This window comes from Serratia sp. (in: enterobacteria) (assembly GCF_051654945.1).
Lineage (GTDB): Bacteria > Pseudomonadota > Gammaproteobacteria > Enterobacterales > Enterobacteriaceae > Chania.
This window is the reverse complement of record NZ_JBOFZA010000072.1, coordinates 653854-668084: the sequence shown is the minus strand read 5'-3', so window position 1 is coordinate 668084 and position 14231 is coordinate 653854. Positions and strand designations below refer to the sequence as shown.

The window sequence follows — 14231 nt, the reverse complement described above, 5'->3', positions numbered from 1 at the left end:
GGGCCGAAGCCCTGTTTTTTTAACTTAGCTGACGGCGAGCCGTCATCAAGTGCAACAACTTAGAACTGGTAAACCAGACCGGTAGCTACGATGTTGTCGGTGTTCAGACCCAGTGGGTTGTCGTCGTTCAACAAGTTGATCTGATAGTCCACATAAGTAGACATGTTTTTGTTGAAGTAGTAAGTTGCGCCCACTTCTACGTATTTGATCAGGTCAGCGTTACCGATACCTTCGATTTTCTTGCCTTTAGACTGTACATAGGCGACAGAAGGACGCAGGCCGAAATCAAATTGATATTGAGCAACCAATTCAATGTTCTGTGCTTTGTTAGCAAAACCAGTGGTGCCGTTCTGCGGGCTGTTAGTATTTTGGTTTTCAATGTATGTTGCGTTACGGGTTTCACCGTACATTGCTGCCAGGTAAACGTTGTTCGCATCATATTTCAGAGCGGTTGCCCACTGCTCGGCACGTCCTTCACCGTTAGCATAGGTTGCAGCACTTTGTCTGTCGGTGCGGTCAGAAGAAGCATACGCGGCAGACACGCCAACACCGATTTCTGATTCGTAGCTGCTGGAGATACCCCAACCGTCGCCATTAGCACGTTGGATGTCAGAACGTTCGTTTTTACCTTGGTATTGCAGGCCGAAGTTCAGACCGTCAACCAGACCGAAGAAGTTCTTGTTACGGTAAGTGGCCAGACCAGTAGAGCGACCCACCATGAAGTTGTCATTGTAAGCTGAATCGCCACCGAATTCTGGCAGCATATCTGTCCAGGACATTGGATCGTAAACGATACCGTAGTTACGGCCGTAGTCGAATGAACCGTAGTCAGCAAATTTCAGACCAGCGAAGCCCAGACGGGTTTTAGTGCCGTCAGTAGCATCGGTGCCACCTTCGGTTTTGTTCGCTTGAATGTTGTATTCCCACTGGCCGTAACCGGTCAGTTGGTCAGTAATCTGAGTTTCACCTTTGAAACCAAAACGAACGTAAGATTTGTCGCCATCGCTACCATCGTCTTTAGAGAAGTAGTGCAGACCGTCAACTTTACCGTACAGATCCAGTTTGTTGCCGTCTTTGTTGTAGATCTCAGCTGCGTTGGCTGCACCAGCTGCTAACAGAGCTGGGATCACTACTGCAAGAATGTTGCGCTTCATCATCATTATTACCCTCATTGGTTTTATTCGGACACCTTGCCACTGCCGCCAATAATTCTTTTGGAACTATTGTTGATAGATTGGTGTCGTCCTGTGTCTGCACGCAGTGTTCCATTCACGGGCAGGTTTATCTAGAACGAAAATGCTACCAATGTCGCAATCTGGTTTCAGAAAGCAACGATGTGTAACATTTTGTGTATTTTAGGGAACTTTGTGATGCAGGTCAATAATCAGAAATGCGAAAGGCCAGCTAAGCTGGCCTTGATTATGTAAAAAACAGGTTTAAATTATGTTTGTTTGGATGGTCAGAAACTGGCGTTACGTGGTGTTCTTGGGAACGGGATCACGTCACGAACGTTTTGTACCCCGGTCACATAGGCGATTAAACGCTCAAAACCTAAACCAAAACCTGAATGTGGCACGGTGCCATAGCGACGCAGATCGCGATACCACCAATAATCTTCTTTATTGAGACCCATCTCTGCTAGACGCTGATCCAATACATCGAGACGCTCTTCACGCTGTGAACCACCGATGATTTCACCGATGCCCGGCGCTAACACATCCATCGCCGCGACGGTTTTGCCATCTTCGTTCATACGCATATAGAAGGCTTTGATATCTTTCGGGTAGTTTTTCACGACTACCGGAGCCTTGAAGTGCTGCTCGGCCAGATAGCGCTCGTGTTCAGACGAAAGATCGATACCCCAGGAAACCGGGTTCTCGAAGGTCTGGCCGGAAGCGATCAGGATCTCAACGGCTTCGGTGTAATCCACCTGGGCGAAATCAGAAGAGACGAAGCGCTTCAGGCGGTCGATGGCGTCTTTATCTACCCGCTCGGCGAAGAATTGCAGATCGTCGGCACGTTCATCCAGAACCGCCTGGAAGACATATTTCAACATGCTCTCCGCCAGCCCGGCAACGTCGTCCAAGGTGGCAAAGGCCACTTCCGGTTCGATCATCCAGAATTCCGCCAGGTGACGGCTGGTGTTCGAGTTTTCGGCACGGAAGGTCGGGCCAAAGGTATACACTTTTGACAGCGCACAGGCGTAGGTCTCGCCGTTCAACTGGCCGGATACGGTCAGGAAGGCTTCTTTACCGAAGAAATCCTGGCTGAAATCGACGGCACCTTGATCGGTGCGTGGCAGGTTTTCCATATCCAGCGTAGAAACGCGGAACATCTCACCGGCACCTTCGGTATCCGAAGCGGTGATCAGCGGAGTGGAAACCCAGAAATAGCCATTCTCATGGAAGTAGCGGTGGATCGCCTGCGCCAGGGTGTGGCGAACGCGGGCAACCGCGCCAATCAGGTTGGTGCGCGGGCGCAGGTGGGCGACTTCACGCAGATATTCGATGCTGTGGCGTTTGGCCGCCATTGGGTAGGTATCTGGATCGTCAACCCAACCCACTACTTTGATTGCAGTGGCTTGCAGTTCGAAACTCTGGCCTTCACCCGGTGATGGCACCACGGTCCCGGTGACTTCAATCGAGCAGCCGGTGGTCAGGCGTAACACTTCGTCCTGATAATTCGACAGAGAATCATTAACAACGGCCTGTAACGGATTAAAGCAGGAGCCGTCATAAACGGCGAGGAAGGAGATACCAGCTTTAGAATCTCTCCGGGTACGTACCCAACCGCGTACGGTGACTTCACTGTCAACCGCAGCACGACCTTGCAGTACGTCGACTACAGGCACTACGCTCATAGATTTCTCTCTTATAAGTTTTGGTTCAGAAATAGGCTAACAACCCAAGAATTTGGGGATATTGCTATGTTACTTGCCGCGTTGCAGAGCACAAGCAGAAATCATCAGAATGGGTCAACATTTATTGCTGTGAGGTAAAAAGAGTCGCTATATAAAGGAAGAAAGGCACAGCGCCTGGCCCGACAGGGGGCAGATCGCGTCACAGATTAGCTCCAGCACCCGAAAATATCACCGTAATAGCACCCTCTCCCTGTGGGAGAAGGTGCGGAGGGGAACTTTAACTGGCTTTCTTGACCAGCGGCAGATCGAAGGCTTTGCGCAGGGCTTTAACAAACGCGGGATCCTGGCAGATGGTTTTGCCTGGGCTATCGGACAGTTTGGCAACCGGCTTGCCTTTGCATTCAACCAGCTTGATCACAATATTCAACGGCTTGACGCCGGGGATATTGCAGGTCAGGCGCGTGCCTATGCCAAAGGCCAGATTGATGCGCCGATCAAAGTGGCGATACAGCGCCAGCGCCTTGTCCAGATCCAGATTGTCTGAAAACACCAACGTCTTGCTCATGGGATCGATACCCAATTGCTGGTAATGGGCAATAGCTTTCTCACCCCATTCGATTGGATCGCCAGAGTCGTGGCGCAGACCTTGATAACGTTGGGCAAACTGCTGGCCGAAATCACGCAGGAACGCATCCATGGTGATGCAGTCGGTCAGCGCAATGCCGAGCTGATCGGGATATTCATCCAGCCAGGCCTGCAAGGCGGCGCGCTGGCTGTTGGCCAGCACCGGGCTAATCTGTTGATGAGCCTGGAACCATTCATGGGCCTGAGTGCCGACCGGGGCCAGATCCAGCCGATGCGCCAGATCGTAGTTACTGGTGCCGACCAGATAAGGGAATTCGTCTTGCAACGTGCTGACGATGGCCTGTTGCACATCGCGCGAGAAGCGGCGGCGGCTGCCAAAGTCCATCAGCTTGAAGCGTGAGATATCAATATCTGCGCTCAGTTGCTTGAACTGCGCCAGATTCTGGCGCAACTGGCTAATAGCCATCTCTGGTGTAGCCTGTGGCGAACGGTGGCGGTGCACCACCTCGCTGATCACCGCCAACAACGGCACTTCCCACATAATCACTTCGCGCCATGGGCCAGCGATGCGGATATGCAGTTTGCCACTGTCATTTACAATGGTGACCTGCTGCGGATCGTAACGAAACTCCCGCAGCCAGCTTAGGTAATCCTGATGGAAGAAAGGCAGGCTGGAGAGATAGCGGTATTCGGCTTCGGTCAGCGCCAACTCGCTCATCATGGCAACCTGCGCGCGGATCTCATCGGCGTATTCGCCCAGCAGTTCGTCGCCACGGCAACGGAACTCCGCCGCAACGGTAATTGCGGGGTAGCGATGGAACACTGCTTGCTGCATATGAAGCTTGTAGGCATCAGTATCAAGCAGTGAAGTCAAAATCGGGGAAGCGTATAGAGTCATATCGCGTTACAGCATCCTCGTCAGGCGCGTGTCCAAATCCGGATAATCAAAAAAGTGGGGGGAGTATACCCGGATTATCCTGTTATTGAAGCCACATCACACCACAAATGGCCGGAACGGGTCGAGGATTAAACGTGCCTTTATTGTGGCAGAGACGCCGGCTCGGAAGGGAAACGCCAGATAATCCAATAAACTGAACAACTTAGTCTATTTACTCATAAAAATTATGAGGTTAATTATTTTAAACACAGTTTCAGATAAAACCGGTTGGCGTATAGATACTGACCCGGTTACGGCCGCTCTTTTTACAAAAATACAGTGCTTCGTCGGCCTGTTTGATGGCGGGGTGAAGTTCTGCCTGACTGTTGACGGCAGCAATGCCACAGCTGATGGTAAAGCGCACCCGTTTCCCGTTGAGCAACTCCAGGCACATTTGTTGGGTTTGCTCACGCAGCGCTTCCATCATGCTGCGGGCATTCTCCAGTGAACAGTGGCCGAGCAGCAGGGCAAATTCCTCGCCGCCATAGCGGCAAAAGATATCGCTGGAACGGAAGGTGTCAGTGAGCGATTGGGCGAACATCACCAGCACACGGTCACCGATATCGTGGCCATAGGTATCGTTGAGACGCTTGAAGTTATCGATATCGATCAGACAGAACGCCTGCGGGTAGCTACTCTGCGCGAGCATCTCGCACTCGAGGAAAAATTTACGGCGGTTATAAATGTTGGTCAACGGATCGAAGAACGATGAGACTTCCAGCTCTTTGATCAGTTGCTGCTTTTCATTTTCCAGCGCAATTTTAACCTGATTGTAGTGCTTGAGCTGGGTAATGGCATCGCTGATGGCGATCAGCTCTTTGCTGTAAAAAGGTTCGTTCTCATCAATGTCCATATCGCCTTTGGACAGGCGCAGAATATTTTTATGTGTTTTAGTCAGCCAGCGGGTGATGTTGGAACAGAAGATCATGGAAGGTAACAGGATGAACAGGGCAATCAGCCCACTCAGTGAAATCATGCCGTAGATGGCCGTCTGGCTGTCATACATTTTGGCTTCGGAGGCCGCCATCTCCAGCTCAAAGCTGCGCTCATAAAGCCCTTGGGAAAGTTGATCCATTTCCTCAATGTAGCTGGCGATCAGATTGATGTCATAGACGGTATTGTGGGTTATGGCCTGATATAAGCCGTCTGAAATATTGCTGATGCGATGGTTTGAGATGTTACGGAGCATCGCATCCACCAGTTCGGTGATCTGCGGGTCGTTATAGGCCAGCTTTAGAAATGCCAATCGCGTGCCGAGCGGGGTAAACACACCGGTTAACTGAATGGCTTTCAGATAAGCATTCTTACGTTCCAGACTGTTGAGATTGACGTCGATAATCTGATCGATCAATTCGGTCAGGGACATATTCATGCGGTTATTAAGACGAATCGCTTCTAAAAACAGGAAGGAGTCCGCATTGATCAGTCGGGTGTCGTAGGTATAGCGGTAGAAGGCTTTGGTCGTTTGAACGATATAATAGGCACTGTTGATATTGAACAGATTGCTGTTGGTACCGTTGATTTGGGAAACCTGATGGGAATCGTTATCCAGCAGCCTTTCCATCCAATCAAGCATTGAAAGTATGGCGATCTTTTGCCGAATGCCCAGCCGCACGGAGAGCTCGCCGTCGACATGGGATTTAACAATCGCGATTTTTTCACGGGCCTGTTTATCGGCCTGTTGCCATTGCTCCTTGCTCACGGCTTTATCAACCAGACCCAACCTTTTTAACCGGTGTGCCAGCAATGTTGCCTGGAAGGCTTCGGCAACTTCCTTGGTTCTGCTGATTTTATACAGATTTTCCAAACTTTGGGCATGACTGGCCTGCGCCTTCATTAGCCCATTAGCAATAAAAATGGCGAAGGAGAGCATAATGGCAAAGGTGAAGAAATAGATCAGGTATTTTACTTTCATGCCAATCCGTTTCTCCTGCTGGCTCAGGGGTAATTATATCATTGCCTGCCGCAGTTTTCCTCAGTAATGAGGTTGCCGGACGGCACTAGGCGACGTTTGTTTTAAGCATAAAATGCTGAGTCTGACGTTCAGCAAAGCGCCATGCTGGCAACCGTAGCGTTAACCGCAGCGAATGTCTGCGTCTGATGTGTGATTTTATGGTGCGACTTGCTGCCATCTCTGGGTTTTTTTTATAGCTGTGATACAGTTTATTCACAATCGGGCCATTGAGGTACTGCACCTTCCTTTGCTGCGGTATGCTCCGAACCCGGAACCTGTAACTCACTGAGACGTCAAAGGGTTTTTATGACACAACTGCCACAGGCGAAGTATCGCCACGATTATCGCGCCCCGGATTATACCATCACCGATATCGATCTGAATTTCGAACTGGATGCAGACACCACGCGCGTGACGGCCGTCAGCCAGATCAAACGACAGGGCGCTGCCGGAGCCCCGCTAACGCTGAATGGCGAAGACCTGACGCTGGTGAGTATTCAGGTGGATGGGCAGCCGTGGAGCGCCTATCACCAGCAGGAAAACCAGTTGGTGATTGAACAGTTACCAGCTCAGTTCACTCTGACGATCGTTAACGACATCCACCCAGCCAAGAATAGTGCGCTGGAAGGGCTATACCTGTCTGGCGAAGCGCTGTGCACTCAATGTGAAGCCGAAGGCTTCCGCCATATCACGTTCTATCTGGATCGCCCAGACGTGTTGGCTCGCTTTACTACCCGCATCGTCGCTGACAAAGCGCGCTATCCGTTCCTGCTGTCGAACGGTAACCGGATGGCCGAAGGGGACCTGGAGGATGGGCGTCACTGGGTACAATGGCAGGATCCTTTCCCGAAGCCTAGCTATCTGTTTGCGCTGGTGGCGGGGGATTTCGACGTCCTGCGAGATAGCTTCACCACCCGCTCTGGTCGCAAGGTGGCGTTAGAACTGTTTGTCGACCGTGGCAATCTGGATCGCGCCGATTGGGCCATGACCTCGCTGAGAAACTCGATGAAGTGGGACGAAACCCGCTTTGGCCTGGAATACGATCTGGATATCTATATGATCGTTGCCGTGGATTTCTTCAACATGGGGGCGATGGAGAACAAAGGGTTAAATATCTTTAACTCCAAGTATGTACTGGCCAAGGCGGAAACCGCCACGGACAAGGACTACCTGAATATCGAAGCGGTGATCGGCCACGAATATTTCCATAACTGGACCGGCAACCGCGTGACCTGCCGCGACTGGTTCCAGCTCAGCCTGAAAGAAGGGCTGACGGTGTTCCGCGATCAGGAATTCAGCTCAGACCTGGGTTCCCGTTCGGTCAACCGCATCGATAACGTGCGGGTGATGCGTGGTGCGCAGTTTGCCGAAGACGCCAGCCCGATGGCGCACGCTATCCGTCCGGACAAAGTGATCGAAATGAACAACTTCTACACCTTGACGGTGTATGAGAAGGGCTCCGAAGTGATCCGCATGTTGCACACGCTGTTGGGGGAACAACAGTTCCAGGCGGGAATGCAGCTCTATTTCGAACGCCACGACGGCAGCGCAGCAACCTGCGATGATTTTGTACAGGCGATGGAAGATGCTTCCAATGTCGATCTGTCGCTGTTCCGCCGTTGGTACAGTCAGTCTGGTACGCCGCTGCTGACGGTGCGTGACGACTATAGCGCCGAGCATCAGCAGTATCGTTTGCACGTCAGCCAGAAAACCGCGCCGACGGCCGATCAGCCAGAAAAACTGCCGTTGCATATCCCGCTGGATATTGAGCTTTACGACAGTGAAGGCAACGTCATTGCTTTGCAGAAAGACGGCTCACCGGTCAATAACGTGTTGAATGTCACCGCCGCAGAGCAGACGTTTGTCTTTGATGGCGTTGCGCATAAGCCGGTTCCTTCGCTGCTGCGTGAGTTCTCGGCACCGGTCAAGCTGGACTATCCGTACAGCGATCAGCAACTGACTTTCCTGATGCAGCATGCACGCAATGAGTTTGCTCGTTGGGATGCCGCGCAGAGCCTGTTAGCCATTTACATCAAACTGAACGTCGCCAAGTATCAGCAAAAGCAGCCATTGTCGTTGCCGCTGCATGTGGCCGACGCCTTCCGTGCGGTGCTACTGGATGAGCAACTGGATCCGGCCCTGGCGGCGCAGATCCTCACGCTGCCATCGGAAAACGAAATTGCCGAGCTGTTCACCACTATCGATCCAGAAGCGATCTCTGCGGTGCACGAAGCGATCACACGCTGTTTGGCCAAAGAGTTGGCCGATGAGTGGCTGGCGGTGTATCACGCCAATAAAACCGAAGGTTACCGGGTTGAGCACGGTGATATCGCCAAGCGTGCGCTGCGTAACACCTGCCTGCATTACTTGGCTTTTGGCGATGCAGAACTGGCCGACAAGCTGGTGGTGCAACAGTTCCAGCAGGCCGACAACATGACCGATTCGCTGGCGGCACTGGCTGCCGCGATGGGGGCACAGTTGCCTTGTAGTGATGCCTTGATGGCCGAATTTGATGAACGCTGGCATCAGGATGGTCTGGTGATGGACAAATGGTTCATTCTCCAGGCCACCAGCCCGGCGGCAGACGTGCTGAGCAAGGTCCGTTCGCTGTTGCAACATCGTTCATTCAGCCTGAGTAATCCAAACCGCACTCGTTCGCTGATTGGTGGGTTCGCTTCGGCCAATCCGGCGGCGTTCCACGCGGCGGACGGCAGCGGCTATCAATTCCTGGTAGAGATCCTCAGCGATCTGAACAAGCGTAACCCACAGGTTGCCGCGCGATTAATTGAACCGCTGATCCGCCTGAAGCGTTACGATGCTTCTCGTCAGGCGTTGATGCGTAAGGCACTGGAACAGTTGAAAGGGTTGGAAAACCTGTCTGGCGATCTGTTTGAGAAGATCACCAAGGCATTAGACGCGTAAAACAGAGGGACGGCATTTGCCGTCCCTCACTTTTTCAGGCATCAGAAGTGTTTTTTCGCGAAGGCGACAATGTCATCCTTCATTTCGGTCAGCTTTTTATCCGGGGTTTTTTGACAGGCTTCAACCACTTTGGGTGTGACAATTGAACCCGTTTCATGCAGGTCAACGTAGTCCCCGCCTTTATACTGGGTATCATCATTCAGCATCCAGAACACCACCGGTGTCATCGACTTGGGGTTCAGATCCAGGAATTCTTTGCAAGTCATATCACTCGGTGTCGTCGGGTCTGTCGTTGCGGCGATGGCGAGCGTCGCTGCGGGAAGGATCAGGCAGCCCAGGGCGATATTGCGCAATGATTTTCTCAACATGGTATTCCTCTTGTTAACTTGGTAGAGGTAAAAGTTTTTGTAAAATCCGGTTCAGTCTTTGTAGTTAGAGAAGAATCCCTCATCAAATAGTGTCATCGTCAGGCAAGAACGTGATGCCTGATAAAAATATAGCTAGGGATTTTTGAGATAGGCAACTATGACACTGCCGAGTTTCGGGATTTTACGAGCGGATGGGATGGGTTGATTATTGTAAGGTTAGGGGACGGCATTGCCGCCCCCCAGATTAATTGGCTACCTGGCGTGAGATATCGCAGGCCTGCGGTGGTGTCAATACTCTGGCCAGCACCTCTGCTTCCAACTCTGCCAGCTTGGCCAAACCTTTACGGCGTGGTCTTGGTAAATCAATGGTCAGATCCAGCCCGATGCGTCCGTTTTCGATTAACAGCACCCGATCGGCCAGGGCGATCGCCTCGCTGACATCGTGAGTCACCAGCAGCACGGTGAAGCCATGCTGTTGCCAGAGCGTTTCAATCAACCCCTGCATTTCGATACGGGTTAACGCATCCAGCGCCCCTAACGGTTCATCCAACAGCAATAGTCTTGGGCGATGGATCAATGCGCGAGCCAGTGCAACCCTCTGTTTCTGCCCACCAGACAGAGCGGCTGGCCACTCATTGGCGCGGTCGGCCAGCCCGACGGTGGCTAGCGCTTGCAATGCATCTTCACGCCAGTTGCCACGCAGCCCAAGCCCCACGTTGTCGATCACCTTTTTCCATGGCAACAGGCGGGCATCCTGAAACATCAGCCGAGTTTCGTCTTTGGCATGGCTGAGTGGCGCATTACCGCTGAGCAGCGTCCCACTGTTGGCTGTTTCCAACCCGGCGAGCAACCGTAATAAGGTGCTTTTACCACAGCCGCTGCGGCCAACCACGGCCACAAACTGGCCAGCGGTGATGCGTAGTTGCAGATCGTCCAATACGGTGCGGTTGCCATACCCCTTGCTGATGGCTTCCAGCGTGATGGGGGTGCCTTGCGGAATACGAGTCGGAGTCGTCATTATGCTTCTCCTGATGTCAGTTGATAGGCTGGGTGCCAACGTAACCAGATGCGTTCAAGTAACTGTGCGCTGGCGTCGGCCAGTTTGCCGAGCAGGGCATACAAAACGATGGCGACCACTACCACATCAGTTTGCAGGAATTCACGGGCGTTCATCGCCAGATAACCGATGCCCGAGTTGGCGGAGATGGTTTCGGCGACGATCAGCGTCAACCACATAAAACCGAGAGCAAAACGCACGCCAACCATGATCGAAGGCAATGCACCGGGCAGCACCACCTGCGTAAACAGGCGAAAGCCGCTCAGGCCGTAGCTACGCGCCATTTCCAGCAGGCCACGATCGATATTCTTGATGCCGTGATAGGTATTCAGGTAGATCGGGAACAGCGTACCCAGCGCCACCAGGAAGATTTTGGCGGACTCGTCGATGCCGAACCACAGGATCACCAGCGGGATCAGTGCCAGATGGGGCACGTTGCGGATCATCTGAACCGAGCTGTCGAGTAACCGTTCTCCCCAGCGGGACAGGCCGGTAATAAATCCCAGCACCAGGCCAATGCTGCCGCCGATGCTGAAGCCAATCAGCGCGCGCCAACTGCTGATAGTCAGGTGTTGCCACAGTTCGCCGCTCTTGGTCAACGCCCAAAAGGCGGCCACCACGGCACTCGGCGCGGGCAAGATGCGGTTAGATAACCAGCCAGCCTCAACGGCGGTCTGCCAGCCAATCACCAGCGCTACCGGCAAAGCCCAGGGGGCCAGCCGGTGCAGAATTTGTTGTGCACCGATCGCCATCCTCGTTCTCCTCAGCTTTGTGACACTTGTTGTGGAACATAGATATTGGCGACCACCTCGCCTTGCGGCTTGATCGCGCGCCGTTGGACTGGTGGTTCACTGGAAGCCAGATCGAGATGCGGGAACAGCAGTTCACCGACGCGATATGCTTCTTCCAGATGCGGATAGCCAGAAAGAATAAAGGTATCGATACCCAGATCGGCATATTCCTGGATACGTTCCGCCACCGTCGGGCCATCGCCCACCAAGGCCGTGCCAGCGCCGCCACGCACTAGACCGACGCCTGCCCACAGGTTAGGGCTGATTTCCAGGTTGTCCTTCTTGCCACCGTGCAGGGCTGCCATACGCTGCTGGCCAACGGAGTCGAAGCGGGCAAAGACTTTTTGGGCGTCGGCAATGGTTTGCTCATCCAGATTGGCGATCAAACGGTCGGCCGCTCGCCAGGCTTCTTCGGTGGTTTCACGCACGATGACGTGCAGGCGGATGCCGAAGCGGACTTTGCGTCCCAGGGCCGCCGCTTTGGCCCGTACTTCTGCTATTTTTTCTTTTACCTGAGCAGGGGGTTCTCCCCAGGTCAGATACAATTCGACCTGCTCGGCCGCCAGATCCTGAGCCGCCTCGGAGGATCCACCAAAATACAGCGGCGGGCGAGGAAGCTGCACCGGCGGGAACAACAGCTTGGCGCCTTTAACCTCAATATGCTTACCGGCGAAATCGACGGTTTCGCCTTCCAACACTTTGCGCCACACGTGGGTAAACTCGGCGGAGGCTTCATAGCGTTCGGTGTGGTTAAGGTGTAAACCTTCCGCAGCCAGTTCTTCCGGATCGCCACCGGTCACCAGATTGAACAGGGCACGGCCGTTGGAAAGTCGATCCAGCGTAGCGGCCTGTCTGGCTGCCAACGTCGGGGAGATGATGCCAGGGCGCAGAGCCACCAGGAATTTCAACCGTTGGGTGACCGGAATTAATGAAGCGGCAACCAGCCAAGAGTCCTCGCAAGAACGCCCCGTTGGGATCAGCACGCCGCCGAAACCGAGCCGGTCAGCGGCCTGGGCTATCTGCTGAAGATAACCGTAATCGACCGTTCGTGCCCCTTCTGAACTCCCCAGATAGTGGCCATCTCCGTGAGTAGGTAAAAACCAGAATACGTTAATGCTCATAGCGTGCTCTCCTGATTACTGTGCGGCTGGGTGCCAGACGCGTTGAGAAATATCGACCTGTACCGGAACCAACCGGTTGGCGAAAAAGAGATCGGCGGTTTTCTGCTGGGCGGCAACGGTGGTTTCGCCCAATGGCTTGATGGCCGTTGGCGGGCGATGATCCAGATAGCTGGCAATCACCGCTTCCGGTAAGCCCATTGCTTTGGCCAACAGGGTGATACTCTGTGTACGATCGCTATGCGTCAGTGCATCGGCCTGGGTCAGCACCGCTAGTACCTGCTGGATGAACGGGCCATTGGTTTCGGTATAGGGTCGGGAGGCCAGGTAGAAGGAGCCGGTCTGGTTCAAATCGCTGCCATCGGTTAATACTCGCACTCCACCTTGCAGCAACGCGGCAGAATAGTAGGGATCCCAAATGACCCAGGCATCGACGTTGCCCTGTTGGAAAGCCGCTCTGGCATCGGCGGGGGTCAGGTAAACCGGCTGAATATCGGTGAACTTCAGTCCGTCTCTTTGCAGTGCGCGCAGCAGCAGGTTGTGTGAGCTGGAGCCTTTCTGGAAGGCCACCTTACGGCCCTTCAGTCCGGCGACGCTCTGGATCGGACTGTTTTCCGGCACCAGGATCACTTCTGCCTTGGGTTTTGGTGGCTCGACACCCACGTACAGCAAATCGGCTCCGGCCGCTTGGGCAAAGATCGGTGGGATATCGCCGGTGCTGCCTAGATCGATACTGCCGACGTTGAGCGCTTCAAGCATCTGTGGGCCTGCCGGGAATTCTATCCAACTGATCTTGGTCGCGGGAAAGCGCTGTTCCAGCAGTTGATGGGTTTTGGCCAATACCAGGCTCACCGAGCCTTTCTGGTAGCCGATACGAAACTGAGCGGGCGCGTTATCTTGTGCGACGGCGGTGTTGGTCAGCGCCAGCGCCATGATGGCGGCCAGCGCTCCGGTATTAAGCCAACGGCGAAAAGAGAGTGGCATGGTGATTTCCTTAATGCCGTTTTCAGGCAGTTTGTCGGGTTAACAGGGAGGATGCGGTTGTTAACGTCGGTGGTTTACGGCGGCTAAGCGCCAGATAAAAACTGTCCAACGCTTCGGTCAGGCGTGCCGCCACCCCATCGGATAACTGAGCCTGCTCACCGTTGAGCACTATCTGGCTGTCATCGGCAAATACGCCGTGCAGCACTTCCTGAGCCTTCAGCGCCGTCAGTACGGGTTTCAGCGCATAGTCCACCGCCAGCATGTGGCCGATGGAACCGCCGGTGGCCAGCGGTAACACCACTTTGTGTTCCAGCGCCCGTTCGGGAAGCAGATCGAGTAAGGTTTTCAGCGCGCCGGAAAATGACGCCTTGTACACCGGCGTGGCGATCAATAGGCCATCAGCGGCGGCCAGTTGTGCGGCGAACGCCTTGATGTCTGGGCTATTGAAATTGGCGCGCAGCAGATCTTCTGCCTGGAAATCGAGCAGGGTATAGGGGATCACTTCCACCCGTTGCTGTTGTAGCCAGCGTTGGCTCAGTTGTAACAGCGCCGCCGAGCGTGAGGGGGTTCTTGGACTGCCGGCCAGAGAGAGTACACGCATCGCCACTCCTTATATCAAAAAGTTATCAATGTTAATGTAATGTTCGTAAAGTGT

At 53.6% G+C, this 14231-nt stretch carries 11 protein-coding genes; 1 reads left to right on the top strand and 10 read right to left on the bottom strand.

Annotation, left to right across the window (positions count from 1 at the left end):
- Window positions 1-59 precede the first annotated feature (59 nt).
- The 4 genes from ompF to ACRDCA_RS13650 all read right to left on the bottom strand — a co-directional run bounded on the left by ompF (window position 60) and on the right by ACRDCA_RS13650 (window position 6297).
- The gene (ompF, locus tag ACRDCA_RS13665) at window positions 60-1157 is read right to left on the bottom strand and encodes a porin OmpF (protein ID WP_438690157.1); all 1098 of its coding nucleotides are present in this window, start codon (window positions 1155-1157) and stop codon (window positions 60-62) included.
- A gap of 302 nt (window positions 1158-1459) precedes the next feature.
- Window positions 1460-2860, bottom strand: coding sequence for an asparagine--tRNA ligase (gene asnS / locus ACRDCA_RS13660; RefSeq protein WP_438689996.1), 1401 nt, complete (start codon window positions 2858-2860; stop codon window positions 1460-1462).
- A gap of 277 nt (window positions 2861-3137) precedes the next feature.
- Window positions 3138-4343, bottom strand: a complete 1206-nt coding sequence (gene pncB / locus ACRDCA_RS13655; protein WP_438689995.1) for a nicotinate phosphoribosyltransferase — start codon at window positions 4341-4343, stop codon at window positions 3138-3140.
- A 253-nt stretch (window positions 4344-4596) separates the two neighbouring features.
- Window positions 4597-6297 carry a GGDEF domain-containing protein gene (locus ACRDCA_RS13650; RefSeq protein ID WP_438689994.1) on the bottom strand — a complete coding sequence of 567 codons (1701 nt, stop codon included), beginning with the start codon at window positions 6295-6297 and terminating at the stop codon, window positions 4597-4599.
- A gap of 345 nt (window positions 6298-6642) precedes the next feature.
- On the opposite strand from ACRDCA_RS13650, the gene pepN reads away from it, so the two are divergent.
- Window positions 6643-9258 carry an aminopeptidase N gene (gene pepN, locus ACRDCA_RS13645; protein ID WP_438689993.1) on the top strand — a complete coding sequence of 872 codons (2616 nt, stop codon included), beginning with the start codon at window positions 6643-6645 and terminating at the stop codon, window positions 9256-9258.
- A gap of 41 nt (window positions 9259-9299) precedes the next feature.
- On the opposite strand, the gene hdeB is transcribed toward pepN, so the two are convergent.
- From hdeB to ssuE, 6 genes are all read right to left on the bottom strand, one after another.
- Entirely contained in the window at window positions 9300-9626 is a 327-nt protein-coding gene (gene hdeB / locus ACRDCA_RS13640) for an acid-activated periplasmic chaperone HdeB (RefSeq protein ID WP_438689992.1), read from the bottom strand.
- 244 nt (window positions 9627-9870) lie between these two features.
- Window positions 9871-10644: an aliphatic sulfonates ABC transporter ATP-binding protein gene (ssuB, locus tag ACRDCA_RS13635; RefSeq protein WP_438689991.1), complete on the bottom strand. Its 774-nt coding sequence runs from the start codon at window positions 10642-10644 to the stop codon at window positions 9871-9873.
- Window positions 10644-11435, bottom strand: a complete 792-nt coding sequence (gene ssuC / locus ACRDCA_RS13630) for an aliphatic sulfonate ABC transporter permease SsuC (RefSeq protein WP_438689990.1) — start codon at window positions 11433-11435, stop codon at window positions 10644-10646. The genes ssuB and ssuC overlap by 1 nt, the downstream gene beginning before the upstream one ends.
- A gap of 11 nt (window positions 11436-11446) precedes the next feature.
- Window positions 11447-12595 carry an FMNH2-dependent alkanesulfonate monooxygenase gene (gene ssuD, locus ACRDCA_RS13625; RefSeq protein ID WP_438689989.1) on the bottom strand — a complete coding sequence of 383 codons (1149 nt, stop codon included), beginning with the start codon at window positions 12593-12595 and terminating at the stop codon, window positions 11447-11449.
- A 15-nt stretch (window positions 12596-12610) separates the two neighbouring features.
- The gene (locus ACRDCA_RS13620) at window positions 12611-13576 is read right to left on the bottom strand and encodes a sulfonate ABC transporter substrate-binding protein (protein WP_438689988.1); all 966 of its coding nucleotides are present in this window, start codon (window positions 13574-13576) and stop codon (window positions 12611-12613) included.
- Window positions 13577-13598: 22 nt separating this feature from the next.
- Window positions 13599-14177: an NADPH-dependent FMN reductase gene (gene ssuE, locus ACRDCA_RS13615; protein ID WP_438689987.1), complete on the bottom strand. Its 579-nt coding sequence runs from the start codon at window positions 14175-14177 to the stop codon at window positions 13599-13601.
- Window positions 14178-14231: the final 54 nt, after the last annotated feature.